The 18,603-nt window shown below is 71.1% G+C and carries 14 protein-coding genes; 12 read left to right on the top strand and 2 right to left on the bottom strand.

The window, feature by feature from the left end; genetic code table 11:
• Window positions 1–6: 6 nt before the first annotated feature.
• The gene (locus tag DEJ34_RS06465; RefSeq protein ID WP_110825291.1) at window positions 7–423 is read left to right on the top strand and encodes a cytochrome c oxidase subunit 4; all 417 of its coding nucleotides are present in this window, start codon (window positions 7–9) and stop codon (window positions 421–423) included.
• A 226-nt stretch (window positions 424–649) separates the two neighbouring features.
• Window positions 650–2,023: a glucose-6-phosphate dehydrogenase gene (locus DEJ34_RS06470; protein WP_110910931.1), complete on the top strand. Its 1,374-nt coding sequence runs from the start codon at window positions 650–652 to the stop codon at window positions 2,021–2,023.
• A 332-nt stretch (window positions 2,024–2,355) separates the two neighbouring features.
• Here DEJ34_RS06470 and DEJ34_RS06475 read toward each other — a convergent pair whose 3' ends face one another.
• Both DEJ34_RS06475 and DEJ34_RS06480 read right to left on the bottom strand, forming a co-directional pair.
• Window positions 2,356–4,227, bottom strand: coding sequence for a glycoside hydrolase family 15 protein (locus DEJ34_RS06475; RefSeq protein WP_110899952.1), 1,872 nt, complete (start codon window positions 4,225–4,227; stop codon window positions 2,356–2,358).
• A gap of 117 nt (window positions 4,228–4,344) precedes the next feature.
• Window positions 4,345–5,502: an App1 family protein phosphatidate phosphatase gene (locus DEJ34_RS06480; RefSeq protein WP_110825294.1), complete on the bottom strand. Its 1,158-nt coding sequence runs from the start codon at window positions 5,500–5,502 to the stop codon at window positions 4,345–4,347.
• A 141-nt stretch (window positions 5,503–5,643) separates the two neighbouring features.
• Between DEJ34_RS06480 and DEJ34_RS06485 the strand changes: the two genes are divergently transcribed.
• From DEJ34_RS06485 to leuS, 10 genes are all read left to right on the top strand, one after another.
• A complete protein-coding gene (locus DEJ34_RS06485) occupies window positions 5,644–6,291 on the top strand; it encodes a TetR/AcrR family transcriptional regulator (RefSeq protein ID WP_181419594.1) in 648 nt (215 codons plus the stop codon).
• Window positions 6,292–6,491: 200 nt separating this feature from the next.
• The gene (locus tag DEJ34_RS06490) at window positions 6,492–7,400 is read left to right on the top strand and encodes an ABC transporter ATP-binding protein (RefSeq protein WP_110899953.1); all 909 of its coding nucleotides are present in this window, start codon (window positions 6,492–6,494) and stop codon (window positions 7,398–7,400) included.
• The gene (locus DEJ34_RS06495) at window positions 7,397–8,113 is read left to right on the top strand and encodes an ABC transporter permease (protein WP_110899954.1); all 717 of its coding nucleotides are present in this window, start codon (window positions 7,397–7,399) and stop codon (window positions 8,111–8,113) included. The genes DEJ34_RS06490 and DEJ34_RS06495 overlap by 4 nt, the downstream gene beginning before the upstream one ends.
• Window positions 8,110–8,838 carry an ABC transporter permease gene (locus DEJ34_RS06500; RefSeq protein WP_110900113.1) on the top strand — a complete coding sequence of 243 codons (729 nt, stop codon included), beginning with the start codon at window positions 8,110–8,112 and terminating at the stop codon, window positions 8,836–8,838. Before DEJ34_RS06495 ends, DEJ34_RS06500 begins: the two co-directional genes overlap by 4 nt.
• The gene (locus DEJ34_RS06505) at window positions 8,835–9,758 is read left to right on the top strand and encodes an ABC transporter substrate-binding protein (RefSeq protein WP_110899955.1); all 924 of its coding nucleotides are present in this window, start codon (window positions 8,835–8,837) and stop codon (window positions 9,756–9,758) included. The genes DEJ34_RS06500 and DEJ34_RS06505 overlap by 4 nt, the downstream gene beginning before the upstream one ends.
• A gap of 315 nt (window positions 9,759–10,073) precedes the next feature.
• A complete protein-coding gene (locus tag DEJ34_RS06510; RefSeq protein WP_110825299.1) occupies window positions 10,074–11,486 on the top strand; it encodes a cytochrome ubiquinol oxidase subunit I in 1,413 nt (470 codons plus the stop codon).
• Window position 11,487: 1 nt separating this feature from the next.
• Complete coding sequence (gene cydB, locus DEJ34_RS06515; RefSeq protein WP_110899956.1) at window positions 11,488–12,492, top strand: cytochrome d ubiquinol oxidase subunit II; 1,005 nt, start codon at window positions 11,488–11,490, stop codon at window positions 12,490–12,492.
• Window positions 12,493–12,505: 13 nt separating this feature from the next.
• On the top strand, window positions 12,506–14,239 hold the full coding sequence (gene cydD / locus DEJ34_RS06520) for a thiol reductant ABC exporter subunit CydD (protein WP_110899957.1): 1,734 nt from the start codon (window positions 12,506–12,508) through the stop codon (window positions 14,237–14,239).
• Window positions 14,236–15,951, top strand: coding sequence for a thiol reductant ABC exporter subunit CydC (gene cydC, locus DEJ34_RS06525; RefSeq protein WP_110899958.1), 1,716 nt, complete (start codon window positions 14,236–14,238; stop codon window positions 15,949–15,951). Before cydD ends, cydC begins: the two co-directional genes overlap by 4 nt.
• A 50-nt stretch (window positions 15,952–16,001) precedes the next feature.
• Window positions 16,002–18,557 carry a leucine--tRNA ligase gene (gene leuS / locus DEJ34_RS06530; RefSeq protein WP_110899959.1) on the top strand — a complete coding sequence of 852 codons (2,556 nt, stop codon included), beginning with the start codon at window positions 16,002–16,004 and terminating at the stop codon, window positions 18,555–18,557.
• Window positions 18,558–18,603 lie beyond the last annotated feature (46 nt).

Here is an 18,603-nt window from a genome sequence, read left to right on the forward strand (position 1 = left end):
CACGCCATGCGCGCCAACACCAATCTGTTCTGGATCCTGTTCATCTTCTTCGTGATCGCGGACGCCGCGTACACGATCTGGTCGGTCATCTACTACGGCAACATCGAGTGGGTCGGTACCCTCTCGATCGGCCTGACCGGGATCATGTCCGCGTTCATCGCCTTCTACCTGGGCCGCGTCATGTCGGCACAGGGCGGGGTGCTGCCGGAGGACCGCCAGGACGCGAACATCGAGGACGGCGACGCCGAGCTCGGGCACTTCAGCCCGTGGTCGTGGTGGCCGATCTTCCTGGCCGCGGCCATCGCGGTCTGCTTCCTCGGCGTCGCCGCCGGTCTGTGGATCGTGCCGATCGGTCTCGCGCTCGTCGCGATCACCCTGGTCGGCTGGGTCTACGAGTACTACCGCGGCAACTTCGGGCACTGACCTCCACTCCACGCGCTTCGGGCGGCACCATCTCGGTGCCGCCCGAACTGCGTCCGGGGTGATCCGGGCCTCCACAGGAGAGCTCGACGCCCCGGTCATCCACATCACCCACTTCTCGACAACGGCCCGGGAACAACCCGGGCACGATGGGCCTTGGGTCCTGAGGACCGCATGCTCGCGGCCTGAGGTCCAGCGGACCGTCCACAAGCGAAAGGAGTCACCTCAGGTGACCGACAAGCGCACCCTCATCATCTTCGGCGCGACGGGCGACCTCGCCTCCCGCCTCCTCCTGCCCGGTCTCGGCACGTTCCTCCAGAGCGGCCGGTCGGTCCCGGTGCAGCTCATCGGCACGGGTCGCAGCGCCCGCAGCGAGGAGCAGTGGAAGGACATCGTCACGAAGTCGTTCGCGTCGCAGGACGTGACGGGCCCGGAGGTCAACGCGACCATCGAGTCGACGCAGTTCATCCAGGGCGACCCGACCGACCCGGAGCACCTGAAGGCGCTGCTCGCCGCGGCCGATGCCGAGCCGATCCTGTACTTCGCCCTCCCGCCGCAGATCGCCTCGGACATCTGCGAGGCCCTGCAGGGCGTCGAGCTCCCCGAGGGCACGACCCTGGCGTTCGAGAAGCCGTTCGGCACCGACGTCGCGTCGGCCGAGGCACTCAACAAGACCGTGCTCGAGCTGGTGCCGGAGGAGCGGGTCCACCGCACCGACCACTTCCTCGGTCGCACGACGGTGCTCAACATCATCGGCCTGCGCTTCGCGAACCGCCTGTTCGAGCCGATCTGGAACGCCGAGAACATCGAGAAGGTCGACGTCTTCTACGACGAGACCCTCGGCCTCGAGAACCGCGCCCAGTACTACGACGAGGCAGGCGCCCTCGTCGACATGATCCAGTCGCACCTGCTGCAGATCCTGGCCCTCGTGACCATGGACGCACCGGCCGCGATCGACTCGGTCGAGTTCCGGTCCTCGTTGGCCCGTGTGCTCCGCTCCACCCGCCTCAAGCGCGACGACGCCACCATCGCCTCGCGCCGGGCGGTCTACACCGCCGGCACGATCGACGGCAAAGAGCTCCCCTCGTACCAGGAGGAGGACGGCGTCGACGCGTCGCGCGCGACCGAGACGCTCGCCGAGATCGAGGTCGAGGTCGACACCGCCCGCTGGGCCGGCGTCCCCTTCACCCTCCGCTCGGGCAAGGCGCTCGGCGCGAGCCGCAAGGAGGTGCTCATCACCTTCAAGCCGGTCACCCGCCTGCCGTCCGGCCTGACCGGTCGCGCGAAGGCCGACACGCTGCGCATCGTCCTCAACCCGGACGAGATCGAGCTGTCGGTCTCGGCGAACGGCGGCGGCAACCCGTTCGAGATGGGGCAGGTCACCCTGTCGTCGTCCTTCGACGACGGCGAGCTGACGCCCTACGGCGAGGTGCTCAACGGCATCTTCCACGACGACCCGCTGCTCTCCATCCGCGGTGACGTGGCGGAGCGCTGCTGGGAGATCGTCGAGCCGGTCGTCACGGCGTGGAAGTCCGGAGCGGTCCCGCTCGAGGAGTACCGCGCCGGTTCCCGTGGGCCGGCCGAGTGGGTCAGCTCGTCCTGACGCACGGCACGACGTCCTGACAGGAGGCCCGGTACCAGTTGGTACCGGGCCTCCCGTCCGTTCCAGGCACGAGCCGGGCGCTGGTTACGGAGCGGACCGCTGGTTGCCGAGCGGGCCGCTGTTGCCGGGCCGGTGGGCTGGGGGTGTGCTCGTCGAGGTTCCAGGACACGCCGTGTGCGCGCGGCGGGGTTCCGCAGTTCCGGAACCTGGCCGCGCGGGGTCCCGACATCGCGGAACCTCGCCGAGCGGGGTTCCGACGTTGTCGAACCTCGCGGAGCGGGTCCCGCAGTTCCCGAACCTCGAGGGCCGCCGCGGAGCAGCCCGCCCGCGGGTCAGGCGGTGTTCCCCGCTCGCGCGCCGGCGCCGGTGACGCTCGCCGTGCCGCCGCTGTGCTGCGCCGCGCGCGTCCGGTGACCCGCGGCCGCGCCCTGCGCCCGCGCGATCGCGTCGGCCGCCGTGACGAGGGTGAGGTGCGACAGCGCCTGCGGGGTGTTGCCGATGTGGTGCCCCGTGGCGACGTCGACCTCCTCGGAGAGCATGCCGACGTCGTTCGCGTAGCCGACGAGCACGTCCATGAGCCGCTCGGCGTCGGCCAGGCGCCCGGAACCGGCGTACTGCTCGACGAGCCAGAACGAGCAGGCGAGGAACGGGTGCTCCGTCCCGCTCAGTCCGTCGAAGCCGGAGGACGTCCGGTACCGCAGCACGAGGCCGTCGTCGCCGACGCGCAGGTCCTCCTCGATCGCCGCGACGGTCCCGAGCATCCGCGGGTCGTCCGGCCGGCAGTACCCGATCTGCGGCAGGACGAGCAGGCTGGCGTCGACCTCGTCGGTGTCGTAGTGCTGCCGGTAGGAGCCACGCTCGGCGTTCCAGCCGTGCTCCTCGATCTCGGCGCGCACCTGGTCGCGCAGGGACCGCCACCGTTCGACCGGTCCCTCGAGCCCGAACTCCTCGCAGGCGGCGACCCCGCGGTCGAAGGCGGCCCAGATCATCGCCCGCGAGTGTGTGAAGTGCCGCCTCGGCCCACGCATCTCCCAGATCCCGTTGTCCGCGTCCTGCCAGTGCTCCTCGACGTGCGCGAGCAGGGCGCGTTGCAGCGACCACGAGGCCCCGCTCTCCTCGACGCCGAGCTCGCGGGCGTCGTGCAGCGCCGACAGCACCTCACCGAACACGTCGCCCTGGTACTGCGTGTAGGCGCCGTTGCCGACGCGGACCGGCGTCGAGTCGGCGTAGCCGGTCAGGTGCTCGAGGGTCCGTTCCGGCAGCTCGCGTTCGCCGGCGATGCCGTACATGATCTGCACGTCGTCCGGGTCCCCGGCGATCGCACGGAGCAACCACCCGCGCCAGTCGGCGGCTTCGTCGCGGTACCCGTGGGCGATGAGGGACGCGAGCGCCATGGACGCGTCGCGGAGCCACACGAAGCGGTAGTCCCAGTTGCGTTCGCCGCCGGGGTCCTCCGGGAGGCTCGTGGTCGCGGCCGCCACGACGCCGCCGGTCTCGGCGTGGGTCATCGCCCGCAGGTACATGAGCGAACTCCGGACGGCGGGCGCGTACGTGCCCTCGGCCCGCGTCCGGGACGTCCAGTCGTGCCACCAGTCGCGGGTCCGGTGGAGTGCATCGTCGACGTCGAACGGCTCCGGGGGTTCGCGGTGCGACGGGAACCAGGTGAGCGTGGTGTCGAGGACGTCACCGTCGTGGATGGTCGTCGTCACGACGTGCCGGTGGTCGTCCGCGCGGAACCGGGGTCCGCGGACGACGACGGCGTCCGGGCCGGCCGTGGCGACGAGCACGGGCTCGTCGTCGTCCCCGACCTGGCGGATCCAGGGGAGGACGTCGCCGTAGCCGAACCGGATGCGGAGCACCTGTCGCACCTCGACGGAGCCGGTGAGGCCGCGCACCCGCCGGACGATCGAGGCGCGGTGCTCGTCGACCGGCATGAAGTCGGTGACCTCGACGACGCCGGTCGGGGTCGTCCACACCGTCGACAGCACGAGGGAGTCGCCGTCGTGTCGGCGGACGGGGGTCGCGGTGCCGTCGGTCGGGCGGAGCGACCACTGCCCGTCGTGCTCGTCGCCGAGCAGCGCGGCGAAGGTGGAGGCACTGTCGAACCGGGGTAGGCACGCCCAGTCGACGTCGCCGTCCCGCGTCACGAGAGCAGCGGTGTGGCAGTCCCCGATGAGGGCGTGGTCCTCGATGCGCTGAGCCATGTCCTCGATCGAACCACCCGGTCCCCGTGGGCACCTGCGCTGAGGGTGCGTTCAGATCACACCCGGCATGACCTCGGGCGAAGCGGCGCGGTCCGGACGAGCAGGGCGGGCGGTCGGTCAGTCGACGTCGGCGATCCCGACCCGGCCGAGCTCCGTCCAGAGCCCGGCACCGTCGGGTGCGTAGACCCAGGGCTTCGTCGAGTCCCTCGTCCGCTCCTGCGCCCGGGAACGGCCACCGGCGAGCACGGCCTCGCTCGTGGAGAGCTGCCGGATGGCGACCGCGGCGACGTTGTCGGGGTGCTCGCGGACGAACTCGCCGTACAGGTGCTCGTCGTGCTGGCCGTCGTCGCCGACGAGGAGCCACTGCACGTCCGGGAAGTCCCGGGCGAGGCGCCGCAGGTTGTCCTGCTTGTGCTGCTGCCCGCTGCGGAAGAAGCGGTCGTGCGTCGGGCCCCAGTCGGTGAGCAGGAGCGTGCCGGACGGGTACATGTTGCGGGAGAGGAACCGCCCGAGGGTGGGCGCGACGTTCCAGGCACCGGTGGACAGGTAGACCGTCGGCGCGCCCGGGTGCTGCGCGAGGACGCGTTCGTAGAGGACCGACATGCCGGGCACCGGACGGCGGGCGTGCTCGGTCAGCACGAAGGAGTTCCACGCCGCCAGCATCGGACGGGGGAGGCTCGTGACCATCACGGTGTCGTCGATGTCGGAGAGCAGGCCGAAGCGGGTGTCCGGGTGCACCACGAAGACGTCGGCGTCGACGTCGCGCATGCCGCCGGCGGACAGCCGGATCTTCTGCCAGCCCGGTTCGAGGTCGATCGGGACGATCGTGTCGACCACGCCGCCGCGGTCGCTCGTCACGGTGTGCGTCGAGCCCCCCGCCGTGATCGTGACCTCGGCGTGGTCGACGGCGACGCTCGTGAAGCTGCGCCAGCCGCGGACCCCGGAGTACGACACGTCCGACGCCAGGCCGCGGCGGGTCAGGAGCACCCGGCAGAGCACGCGGACCCACCCCGGCGCGCCGTACCCCGTGTACGGGATCACGGTCGGGACCTGGCCGCGCTTCCGGGCGTGCTGCTCGCGGAACTCCTGCACGGCGTCCTCGATCCGGGCCGCGCGGTGCAGGATCGGCTCGGGGATCGCCGTCTCCCACTGCTGGATGCCCCACGGCGCCTGCTCACGACGGTCGTGTTCCCGTTCGACGGACCGGGCGTCGCGCTGCGGGGGAGTGCTGGTGTCCCGGGGCGCAGCAGGGTCCGGAGGCGTCGTCTCGGGCATCGCACCATCATCCCATGCGGGGGTGACGAGGAGCCCGGTCAGCGCCCGACACCCCGGGAATCGCAGCCAAGACCAAGGCGGTCTCTGTCAGAGTTGCCGTCTCAGTCATTCAGCCCGCGGTCACCGCGAGAAGGAGAACACGTGCTCGTCACCGAGGTTCCGAACGCTCTGCCAGGGGGATCATCACTGCTCAGGAACGAGCCGGTCCAGGCACGGAGCTCGGCCCGCCTCGCAGGTCTGCTCGACGCCGCCGCGGCGGTGATCGACGAGATCGGGTTCGAGCGCCTGACGACCGCCATGGTCGCCGAACGTGCCGGAGCGTCCATCGGCACGGTCTACCGGTACTTCCCGGATCGGATCGCCGTCGTCGAGGCGCTCGCGATCCGCTGCACCCAGCGCCTCGCCGCTCGGTTCGTCGAGACGCTCGACGCGTCCGGCGCCACCACCTGGCAGGAGGGCTGCGACGCCCTCATCGAGATGACCGCCGAGATGTACCGCACCGAGCCCGGCTTCCGGGCGATCCGCTTCGCCGACATCGACACCACCTCCGGGGACGAGGACGCCGACCGGCTGGCGGCCCTGGGCGGTGCCGTCGGCGTCGTCATGCGGGAGCGCTTCGACCTGCCGCAGTCGGAGGCGCTGAGCCGCGCCTGGGTCGTGCTCGCCGAGTCGGCACACGCCGTCCTCGCCCGCGCGCACGTCGACCGCGAGAACCCGGACCACGCGCTCATCGACGCGTACCGCGCCATGAGCCGGCCCTACCTGGAGTCGGTGATCCGAGCCTCCTGACCGGTCGTCCGCTGCACCGAACCGCGACGCCCGTCCCTCCGAACACGAGGGGCGGGCGTCCGTGCGTCCGGACCCTGTCCGGACTGCGCGGGAACCGCACCGATGTCCGCCAGGCGTCATGCGACGACACGACCGGACCGGTATGGGCCCGGACCTGTACTGTCTCCGGAGTCGGGCTACCTCCACCAAGAAGGGCACCCATGATCGAGTTCCGCTCGGTGCGCAAGACCTACCCGGACGGCACGACCGCCGTCGAGTCGTTCGACCTCGTGATCCCCTCGCGGACCACGACGGTGTTCGTCGGATCGAGTGGATGCGGCAAGACCACGCTGCTCCGGATGATCAACCGGATGATCGACCCCACGGCGGGTTCCGTCCAGATCGACGGCGAGGACATCGCCGGCGTCGACCCCGTGCAGCTCCGCCGCCGGATCGGCTACGTCATGCAGAACGCCGGCCTGCTGCCGCACCGGAAGGTCGCGGACAACATCGCCACGGTGCCGGTGCTGACCGGGGTCCCGAAGGCGGACGCGCGGGCGCGTGCCCTCGAGCTCATGGACACCGTCGGCCTCGACCGCTCCCTCGCGGACCGGTACCCCTCCCAGCTCTCCGGCGGCCAGCAGCAGCGGGTCGGTGTGGCCCGCGGGCTCGCCGTCGACCCGAACATCCTCCTGATGGACGAACCGTTCGGTGCCGTCGACCCCCTCGTGCGCAACGACCTGCAGGACGAGCTGATCCGGCTCCAGCGCGAGCTCGGCAAGACCGTCGTCTTCGTGACGCACGACATCGACGAGGCGTTCAAGCTCGGCGACCAGGTCGTCATCCTCAAGAAGGGCGGCGAGATCGCCCAGCTCGGCACCCCGGCGGGGATCCTGTCCGCGCCGGCCGACGACTTCGTCGCGAACTTCATCGGAGCCGGGCGGGGGCGCCGCGCGCTCCGGGTCGAACAGACCCCGACCGGTCCGATCGTCGTCGACGGGGACGGCCGCGCCGCCGGCGTCCTGACCGGTCCCACAGGCGTCGTCGACGCCGCTGCCGCTGTCCGCTCCGAGGCCGGGACGCCCGCACGCGTCCCGGGTGCTGCGGCGCAGGGTGGGAGCACCCGGTGAAGTGGGTGCTGTCGAACCTCGACACGATCGGGGACGACACGCTGGCGCACCTGGCCGTCGCCCTGCCGCCAATCGTCATCGCGTTCCTGGTGTCGATCCCGATCGGGTGGTTGGTCGTCCGACTCCGTCGTCCCGGCGCCGCGCGACTCAGCAGCGGGTTCGGCGGCGGCATCGTCACCGTCGCCGGGCTGCTCTACGCCGTGCCGTCACTCCCGCTCTTCATCGCGCTGCCCGGCATCATCGGCACCGGGCTGCAGGACCCCGTCAACGTCGTCGTCGGGTTGACGCTGTACGGCCTCGCGCTCATGGTGCGGTCGACCGTGGACGGGCTCGGGTCGGTCGACCCGGCCACCACGTCGGCGGCGACGGCGATGGGCTACTCCGGCGTGCAGCGCTTCTTCCGCGTCGACCTGCCGCTCGCCGGTCCGGTCCTGCTCGCCGGTCTCCGGGTCGTGTCGGTGTCGACCATCTCGCTCACCACGGTCGGCGCGGTGCTCGGCATCCGGAGTCTCGGGTCGCTGTTCACCGACGGCATCGGGCGGAACATCCCGGAGGAGATCGTGGCGGGCATCGTCATGGTCCTCGTCCTCGCGTTCGCGATCGACGGGCTGCTCGTGCTGATCGGCCGGATGGTGATGCCGTGGACGCGCGCGTCGACCGGGTCGAAGCGGGCCGCGCGGCGCGTGCTGCAGACCGCGGAGGTGTCCTCGTGATCATCGGACAGGCCTTCGCGTGGGTGCTCGACCCCGCCAACTACCCGGGCCCGAACGGCATCCCGGTCCGGCTGTGGGAGCACGTCTGGATCTCTCTGGTCGCCGTCGTCATCGCCGCGGTGATCGCCGTGCCGATCGGGTACCTCATCGGCCACACCGGCAGGGCGCGCGGCGTCGCGATCGCGCTCTCCGGCGGCGTCCGCGCGCTGCCGACCCTCGGCGTGCTGACACTGTTCGGCCTCCTGCTCGGCGTGAACCTGCAGGCGCCGCTGCTCGCGCTCGTCATCCTGGCGATCCCGTCGGTGCTCGCCGGTGCCTACGCCGGGATCGAGTCCGTCGACCCGGTCACCGTCGACGCCGCACGCGCACAGGGCATGACCGGGTGGCAGATCCTGACCAAGGTCGAGATCCCCCTCGGGCTCCCACTGCTCGTCGGCGGCATCCGTGCCGCCGTGCTGCAGGTCGTCGCGACCGCCACCCTCGCCGCGTACGTCGGATCCGGTGGCCTCGGCGGCTACGTGTTCCTCGGGCTCAAGACCCAGGACTACGCCATGATGCTCGGCGCCTCCGTCCTCGTGATCGTCCTGGCGATCGCGTTCGAAGTCGTCTTCGCCGTGCTCCAGCGGGCGGTGGTGCCCGCGGGCGTCGCCGAGCGCGGGTCACGACGACGCTCGGGATCGCGTGAGCGGCCCCGCAAACCCATCCCGGAAGGAACCCCCTCGTGATCACAGCACCCAAGCTCCGCGCCGGCCTCGCCGCAGCGGTCGCCCTGGGCGCGGCAGCGGCACTCGCCGGCTGCTCGTCCAGCAGCCCGCTCGACAGCGGCTCCAGCGCCCCGTCCGACTCGAAGACCATCGTCGTCGGGTCGCAGGCCTACTACTCGAACGAGATCATCGCCGAGCTCTACGCGCAGGTCCTCGAGAAGGACGGCTTCACGGTCGAGCGCAACTACCAGATCGGTCAGCGCGAGGTCTACCTGCCCCAGCTGCAGAAGGGCGCGGTCGACGTGATGCCGGAGTACAGCGGCAACCTGCTGCAGTACTACGACAAGGACTCGACCGCGAAGAGCGAGTCGGACATCGCCGACGAGCTCGAGTCGGCGCTGCCGGAGGGCATCCGTGCCCTGGACGCCGCCGAGGCCACCGACCAGGACAGCTACACCGTCACGAAGGAGTTCTCCGAGGAGAACGACGTGACGAGCCTGGCCGACCTGAAGAACGTGAAGGAGAAGCTGACCGTCGGGGCGAACTCCGAGAACCAGACGCGGCCGTACGGCCCGAAGGGCCTCAAGTCCGTGTACGGCGTCGACGTCGAGTCGAAGGCGATCGAGGACTCGGGCGGCGCGCTCACGGTCAAGGCGCTCAAGGACGGCACCGTCCAGCTCGCCGACATCTACACCGCGGACCCGAGCATCAAGGCGAACGGCTTCGTCACGCTGAAGGACCCGGAGAACCTCATCGTGCCGCAGAACGTCACGCCGGTCGTGTCCGACAAGGTCGACGAGAAGGCCGCCGACGCGATCGACGAGGTCAGCGAGGTCCTGACGACCGAAGCGCTCATCGACCTGAACACGAAGAGCACGGTCGACAAGGAGAAGTCCGCGGACATCGCCAAGGAGTTCCTGACGGAGAAGGGTCTCCTCTAGGAGGCGGATCCTCGTTCTCGAAGACAGGCGTCGGGCCTCCAGCCCGGCGCCTGTCGCCGTTCCCGGGAGGGGTGTCGACGGGCACAGCTGTTCCGCACGGATGTGCCCCCGGAGTGACATGTGTTCCGCACGGTTGTGCCGTGCAATAGCCGTGCACGTATGTGCAGGAGGGGTCTCTACAACTTGTCGAAGTGGGGTGTCCAGCAGTACCGTCGAAGGGTCCCGACGACGTGACGGCAACGAGCAGAACCCCTTCCACAGGAAGCATCTCAACGTGCACGAACAGCGCGCGGCGATCCCGACGGGCCCGGCCGCATGAACGACCTCCTCGATCCGCTCCTCCTGTCGCGGTGGCAGTTCGGTCTGACGACGATCTACCACTTCCTCTTCGTCCCGCTGACGATCGGCATGGCGGTCGTCGTCGCGGTGTTCCAGACGGCCTGGGTCCGCACCGGTCGCGCGCACTACCTGCAGCTGACCCGCTTCTTCGGGCGCATCTTCCTCATCAACTTCGCGATGGGTGTCGTCACCGGCATCGTGCAGGAGTTCCAGTTCGGGATGAACTGGTCGGACTACTCGCGGTTCGTCGGCGACGTCTTCGGTGCCCCGCTCGCGCTCGAGGGCATCCTGGCGTTCTTCTTCGAGGCGGCCTTCATCGGCGTCTGGATCTTCGGCTGGGACCGCCTGCCGAAGAAGCTCCACCTGGCGAGCATCTGGTGCGTCAGCGCGGGCACGATCATGTCGGCGTACTTCATCATCGCCGCCAACGCCTTCATGCAGCACCCGGTCGGGTACGCGCTGAACGAGGCCAAGGGCCGCGCGGAGCTCACCGACATCTGGGCCGTCCTCGGCAACAAGGTCGCCCTCGCCGCGTTCCCGCACACCGTCTTCGCGTGCTTCATGGTCGCGGCCGGCGTGATCATCTCGGTCGCCGCGTTCCACCTCTCGCGCAACCAGAACCTCGAGACGATGATGCCGGCGCTCAAGTTCGGGCTGTGGACGATGGTCGCGGCCGGGGCGCTCACCGTCCTCACCGGGGATCAGCTCGGCCTGACCATGGTCGAGACGCAGCCGATGAAGATGGCCGCGGCCGAGGCACTCTACGGCACCGCGACCGGCAAGGACGCCTCGTTCTCGGTCTTCACCCTCGGCACCCCCGACGGTGTCCGCGAGCTGTTCTCGATCCGCATCCCGTACCTGCTCTCCTTCCTGTCGACCCACACGTTCACCGGCACGGTCGAGGGCATCAACGACCTGCAGGCGCAGTACACGCAGGTGTACGGCCCCGGGGACTACAAGCCGGTCATCTGGGTGACCTACTGGTCCTTCCGCTGGATGATCGCCCTCGGCGTCGGCGCCGTGATGGTGTCGCTCGCCGGGCTGTGGCTCACCCGCAAGGGCCGCTTCCCGCAGCAGCGCTGGATGTGGCGCATCGCGATCTGGGCGGTCCCGCTGCCGATGGCCGCGATGATCGTCGGCTGGGTCTTCACCGAGATGGGCCGCCAGCCGTGGCTCGTGTTCGGACTGCTGAAGACCGCCGACGGCGTCTCCCCGAACGTGACCGGCCTCGAGGTGCTCATCTCGCTCGTCGTGTTCACGCTCATCTACGGATCCCTCGCGGTGGTCGAGTTCCGACTCATCAAGAAGGTCGCCCAGGAGGGCCCGGCCGCTCCGGCCGCGGTCGACGAGGAGACCGGCGAGGTCGAGCACGAAGTGACGGTGTACTGAGATGGACCTGCCTGTTCTCTGGTTCGCGATCGTCGGACTGTTCTTCGTCGGGTACTTCGTGCTCGACGGGTTCGACTTCGGTGTCGGGATGTCCCTGCCGTTCCTCGGCAAGGACGACACCGACCGACGCGTGCTCATCAACACCATCGGCCCCGTCTGGGACCTCAACGAGACCTGGGTCATCGTCGCCGGAGCGTGCCTGTTCGCGGCGTTCCCGGAGTGGTACGCGACGATGTTCTCCGGCTTCTACCTGGCGCTGCTGCTCATCCTGGCCGCGCTCATCGCCCGCGGGGTGTCGTTCGAGTACCGCCACCAGGACAAGCGCCTCGAGTGGAAGCGCCGCTTCGACCTCATGATCATCGTCGGCAGCGCGGTGCCGTCGTTCCTGTGGGGCGTCGCGTTCGGCAACGTCGTGCGGGGGATCCCGATGGACGCTGGGCACGATTACACCGGCACCCTGTTCAACCTGCTCAACCCCTTCGCCCTGCTCACCGGCGTGACGACGCTCCTGGTGTTCTTCACGCACGGCGTCGTCTTCGTCGCGCTGAAGACCGAGGGGGAGATGCGTGAGCGGGCCATCCGGCTGGCGAAGCGCTCCGGTGTCCTCACCATCGCGGTGGCCGCCGCGTTCCTCGTCACGATGGCGTCCGTCCGCGCCACCCCGGCGTCGCTCGTGCTGTCCGCCGTCGCCGCGGTCGCGCTGGTGGTCGCGGTCCTCTGCGCCGCCCGCGGGCGGGAGGGGCGAGCGTTCACGCTCATGGCCGTCACGATCGGCGCGGTCGTCCTGGCCATGTTCACCGCCGTGTTCCCCGACGTCATGCCGGCGTCGAACGACCCGGCGAACAGCCTCACCGTCGCGAACGCCTCCTCCGGCGACTACACGTTGACCGTGATGAGCTGGGTCGCGGTGGTGTTCCTGCCGCTCGTGCTCGCGTACCAGGCGTGGACGTACTGGGTCTTCCGCAAGCGGGTCTCGCGCGCGACCGTCGCGCAGGCCGCGCACTGACCAGGAGGCCCGGATGAAGCCGCTCGACCCCCGTCTGCTCCGGCTGTCCCGGACCGCGCGCGGGTTCGTCCTCGCCGCCGCCGGGACGGGCGTGGTGCGGACGACCGCCACCATCGGGATCGCCTGGGGCATCGCCGCGGCGGTGACCCAGGTCGTCGACGCGGTCCGGGACGGGCAGGTGCCCGGGACGTTCCCGGCCACACTCGCGCTCCTCGGCGCGGCGTTCCTGCTCCGCGCGCTCGCGGCATGGGCCACCGACGACCTGGCGGCGCGCGCGGGGGCCCGCGTGAAGAGCGAACTCCGCGCCGCCGTGCTCCGGCGCGCGGCCGACCGGGGCCCCGGGTGGCTCGCCGGTCGGTCGAGCGCCGGGTTCGCCACGACGCTCGGTCCGGGTCTCGACGCCCTCGACGCGTACTTCGGCCGCTACCTGCCGCAGCTCGCGCTCACGGCGGTCGCGACCCCGGTCCTCGTGGTCGCGATCGCGCTCGGGGACCTGACGAGCGCCGTCGTCATCGTGTGCGCGATGCCGGTCATCCCGGTCTTCATGGTCCTCATCGGTCTGGCCACGCAGACACTGCAGCGCCGTCAGGCGGACGCGCTCGCCCGACTCGGCGGGGCGTTCACGGAGGCGGTCGAGGGCCTGGCGACCCTCAAGGTGTTCGGACGGGCCCGGCGGCAGGTCGGTCGGATCGACCGGGTCACCGACGAGTACCGCCGCGGCACCCTGGGCGTGCTCCGACTGTCGTTCGTCAGCGGGTTCGCGCTCGAACTCGCCGCGAGCCTGTCCGTCGCCCTGGTCGCGGTGTCGATCGGCATCCGGCTCGTGGACGGGTCGCTCGGCCTCGGCGCGGCGATGTTCGTGCTCGTCCTCGCACCCGAGGCGTTCGCCCCGATCCGGCAGGTCGGCGCCGACTTCCACGCGGCCCAGGACGGGGTCGAGGCCTCGCAGGCCGTCCTCGACGTGCTCGACGACCCGCAGCCGACCGACCCGCAGCAGGTCGGCCCGCAGCAGACCGACCGGCAGCAGGACGTCCCGCAGCAGGACGCACCGAAGACGACGGCGGCGCCCGACCCGGCAGCGGGGACCGCTGACGCCGGCGCGCTGGTCCTCAGCGGCGTGACCGTGCACCGGCCGGACGTCGTCATCGGCCCGGTCGACCTGACCGCTCCCGCCGGGACCGTCGTCGCGCTCGCCGGACCGAGCGGATCCGGCAAGTCGAGCCTCCTCGCCGCACTCCGCGGTGTGCTCCCGCACGAGGGCACGGTCGTCGTCCCCGGTCCGGCCGACGTGTCCGTGGCGGACCGGACCACCTGGGTGGACCAGCGGGCGCGGCTCGTCCGCGGCACCGTCGCCGAGAACGTGACCCTGTCCGCCGCCGGAGGCGACGCCGCACAGGTGCGGAGCGCGCTCGGTGCGGTCGGGCTGGGCGCGGACCCGGGCCTGGCGGTCGGCTCCGGCGGGGCCGGACTGTCGGGCGGTGAGGCGCAACGCGTCGCCGTGGCGCGCGGGCTGTACCGGGCCGCGACCGCCAGCACGCCGCTGGTGCTCCTCGACGAGCCGACGTCGGCGCTCGATGCCGAGTCCGAGGCACTCGTGGTCGCCGCCGTGCGGCGGCTCGCGGACGGTGGCGCGGTCGTGGTCGTCGCCAGCCACCGTCCGGCCGTCGTCGCCGCGGCCGACGTCGTCGTGTCGACCACCCCCGACGGCTCGGTCGCCGTCCGGACCGCGCAGGCGGTGTCCGCATGAGCGCGCCTGACGGCACGACCGGGACCGCCCGGGAGGCCCGTCCTCCGTCGGTCCTCCGGCTCGCGATGCCCCGTGGTCGCGGATGGGCGAAGGCGGTCGCCGCCGGCGTGCTCAGCGCGCTGTGCGCCGTCGCGCTCCTCGCCGCGAGCGGGTACCTCATCACCCGGGCCGCCGAGCACCCGCCGATCCTGTACCTCACCCTCGTCATGGTCGGCGTCCGCGCCTTCGCGCTCGGCCGCGCCGTCCTCCGGTACGTCGACCGCCTGTCCGGCCACGATGCATCGTTCCGGCAACTCGCCGTCGTGCGCACCGAGATGTACCGGCGACTCGCCTCCGTCGCGCCGGCCGGACTCGGGTCGTCCGGTCGCGGCGACCTCCTGACGCGGCTGGTCACCGACACCGACCGCCTGCAGGACCTGCCCATCCGGGTGGTCGGCCCCCTCGTCTCGGCCGGGGTCACGGCCCTGCTCTCCGTGGTCGCGGTCGCGTTCGTGTCCCCGCCGGCCGCCCTCGTGCTACTGCTGGCGCTCGGCGTCGCCGCGCTCGTCGGCACTGTCGTCACGAGCGTCGTCGCGACCCGGTCGGACCGGGAGACCGCTGCGGACCGCGGGCACGTCGCCGACCTCGTGCTCGACACCGTGCGGACGCTCGACGTCTTCGCCGCGTACGGCACCCTCGAGGAACGGCTCGCGCACATCGCACGGCTGGACGACCGCGTCACGCGTGCCGTCCGTCGCCGCGGGGCGGTGGAGTCCCTCGTCGGCGCGCTCGTCGGGCTCGTCGGCGGTGCCGCCGTCCTCGGGGTCCTCGCCGTCGGTGCGCCCGCGGTGGTGTCGGGTGCCCTCGACGGTCCGCTCTGGGCGCTGGCGGTGTTCGTCCCGCTCGCCCTGTTCGAGGTCGTCGGCGTCGTGCCGCTGGCGGTCCTGACCCTGCGCCGGGTGCGCGCGGCCGCGGAGCGTGTCGAGCAGGTCGTTTCCCCCGAGCTGCCCGCCGGCCTGGTACCGGAGCCGGACGCCGCGGCCCCCGCCGAGGAACTCGCCGCGCCCGCGACCGTGGCCGTCCGCGTGCGTGACCTCTCCGTCCGGTGGCCCGGTGCCGCGGCACCTGCGGTGGACGGGGTGTCGTTCGACCTCGAGCCCGGCGAGGTCGTCGTGCTGCGCGGGCCGAGCGGGTCGGGCAAGTCGTCCCTCGTCGACGCACTCGTCCGGTTCGTCGAGCACACGGGCAGCTACACGCTGGACGGCGTGGAGGCGCGGACGCTGCACCCCGACGCCGTCCGCGCCCGGGTGGGGCTCATCGAGCAGGACCCGTTCGTGTTCGACCAGTCGGTCCGCCAGAACCTGCTGTTCGCCAGGGACAGTGCGACGGACGAGGACCTGCTCGCGGTGCTCGACCGCGTCGGTCTCGGCGCGTGGGTGGCCCGACGCGGTGGACTCGACGCGGGCGTGGGGGAGCGCGGGGCGCTCGTGTCCGGCGGGCAGGCCCACCGACTGGCGCTCGCGCGAGCGCTCCTGCACGCGTTCCCGGTCCTCGTGCTCGACGAACCGACCGCCGACATCGACCCCGACCTCGGCGACGCCGTCCTGCGCGACCTGGTGTCGACGGCCCGCGCAGCGGGGCGCACGCTCCTCGTCGTCTCCCACGTGCCGGTGCCGGCCGACCTCGTCGACCGGACCCTCCGGATGGCGGACGGACGCCTGCTCGCGGCGTGAGCCGACCGGAGGACGCAGGAGGAGCCTCCCGGCTTGTATCGTTGTGGACCGTGACCATCGAGCAGCACGTCGAGGACCCGCACACCTACGACTTCCGGCGCATTCAGGAGAAGTGGCAGGCACGGTGGGAAGAGCTCGGCCTCTTCACTGCCGACCCCGACGACAAGCGCCCGCGCAAGTACATCCTCGAGATGTTCCCGTACCCGTCCGGTGACCTGCACATGGGGCACGCCGAGAACTGGGCGCTCGGCGACTTCGTGGCGCGGTACTGGCGGCAGCAGGGCTTCAACGTGCTCCACCCCATCGGCTGGGACTCGTTCGGGCTGCCCGCCGAGAACGCGGCGATCAAGCGGGGCGTCGACCCGAAGGACTGGACCTACGCGAACATCGCGCAGCAGAAGGCGTCCTTCAAGCGCTACGCGCCGTCGTTCGACTGGTCGACCGAGATCCACACCTCGGACCCCGAGTACTACAAGTGGAACCAGTGGCTGTTCCTCAAGATGTACGAGAAGGGCCTGGCGTACCGGAAGGACAGCTGGGTCAACTGGGACCCGGTGGACCAGACCGTCCTGGCCAACGAGCAGGTCCTGCCCGACGGCACCTCGGACCGTTCCGGCGCCGTCGTCGTCAAGAAGAAGCTCACGCAGTGGTACTTCAAGATCACGGACTACGCGGACCGGCTGCTCGACGACCTCAACCAGCTCGAGGGACGGTGGCCGTCGAAGGTCATCGCGATGCAGCGCAACTGGATCGGCCGCTCGGTCGGCGCCGACGTCGACTTCGTCATCGAGGGTCGGGACGAGCCCGTCACGGTCTTCACCACCCGTCCGGACACCATCCACGGTGTGACCTTCCTGGTCGTGGCGCCCGACTCGGACCTGGCCGCGGAACTCGTCGCCGACCCGTCCGTCGACGACGCCACCCGCGCCGCCTTCCAGGAGTACCTGGTCGCCACGCAGAAGGCGTCGGACATCGACCGGCAGAACGCCGACCGCCCGAAGACCGGTGTGCCGCTCGGCCGCTCGGCGATCCACCCGCTCACCGGGGAGCGCCTGCCGCTCTGGGCTGCCGACTACGTCCTCGCCGACTACGGGCACGGAGCCGTCATGGCCGTCCCCGCCCACGACCAGCGCGACCTCGACTTCGCCCGCGCCTTCGACCTGCCCGTCAAGGTGGTCGTCGACACGAACCAGGCCGTCACCGGCGCGATCCCGGTCATCCCCGAGGGCGCGACGCTCGAGGACCTGCCGGCGCTCGACCCGGTCTCCACGGGGGAGGCACTCACCGGGCAGGGCCGGATGATCAACTCCGGACCGCTCGACGGCATGAGCAAGCAGCACGCCATCACCGCGGCGATCGGCCTGCTCGAGGAGCGCGGCACCGGGCGCGCCGCCAAGACGTACCGCCTGCGTGACTGGCTCATCTCCCGCCAGCGCTTCTGGGGCACCCCGATCCCGATCATCCACGGCGAGGACGGCACCCAGTACCCGGTGCCCGAGGACCAGCTGCCCGTGGTCCTGCCGGACACCGAGGGCCTCGACCTCAAGCCGAAGGGCACGTCGCCCCTCGGTGGCGCGACCGAGTGGGTCAACGTGCCGAACCCGGTGGACGGCAGCCCCGCCCGCCGCGACCCGGACACGATGGACACCTTCGTCGACTCGTCGTGGTACTTCCTGCGCTTCCTGTCCCCGCAGGACGAGACGCAGGCGTTCGACCCGGCGCTCGTCAACAAGTGGGCCCCGGTCGACCAGTACATCGGCGGCGTCGAGCACGCGATCCTGCACCTGCTCTACGCACGCTTCGTCACGAAGGTGCTCTTCGACCTCGGCTACCTCGACTTCACCGAGCCCTTCTCGGCGCTGCTCAACCAGGGCATGGTGCTCTCCGGTGGCTCGAAGATGTCGAAGTCGAAGGGCGGCGTCTCGCTCGGCGACGAGCTCGACACACACGGCGTCGACGCGATCCGTCTCGTGATGGGCTTCGCGGGACCGCCCGAGGACGACATCAACTGGGAGGACGTCTCGCCGGCGGCCTCCGCACGCTTCCTGGCCCGCGCGTACCGCATCGCCGTCGACGTCACCTCGACGCCCGACGCGGTGTGGTCCACCGGGGACCGTGGTGTCCGCCAGGCCACCCACCGTTTCCTGTCCGACGCCCCGGGCCTGATGGAGTCGTTCAAGTTCAACGTCGTGATCGCGCGGCTCATGGACCTGGTCAACGTCACCCGCAAGGCGATCGACAGCGGCCCCGGCGCCGCCGACCCCGCCGTGCGCGAGGCCGCGGAGACGATCGCCCTGGGCCTGAGCGTCTTCGCGCCGTACACCGGCGAGGAGATGTGGCAGACGCTCGGCTACGACTCGCCGGTCGCGACGTTCGGGTGGCGGAAGGCCGACCCGACGTTGCTCGTGCAGGAGACCCTGACCGCGGTCGTGCAGGTCAACGGCAAGGTGCGCGACTCGTTCGAGGTGTCGAAGTCGATCGAGGCGGACGAGCTCGAGCAGCTCGCCCGGGACTCGGCGGCTGTGCAGCGGTACATCGGGGACCGGGAGATCGTGAAGGTCATCGTGCGGGCGCCGAAGCTCGTGAACATCGCGATCAAGGGGTAGCGGTCGGGGCATGCCGTACGCCAGGCGTGCGCCCACCGCCTCCGGC

This window comes from Curtobacterium sp. MCPF17_050, assembly GCF_003224435.2.
In the GTDB taxonomy this organism is placed as follows: domain Bacteria; phylum Actinomycetota; class Actinomycetes; order Actinomycetales; family Microbacteriaceae; genus Curtobacterium.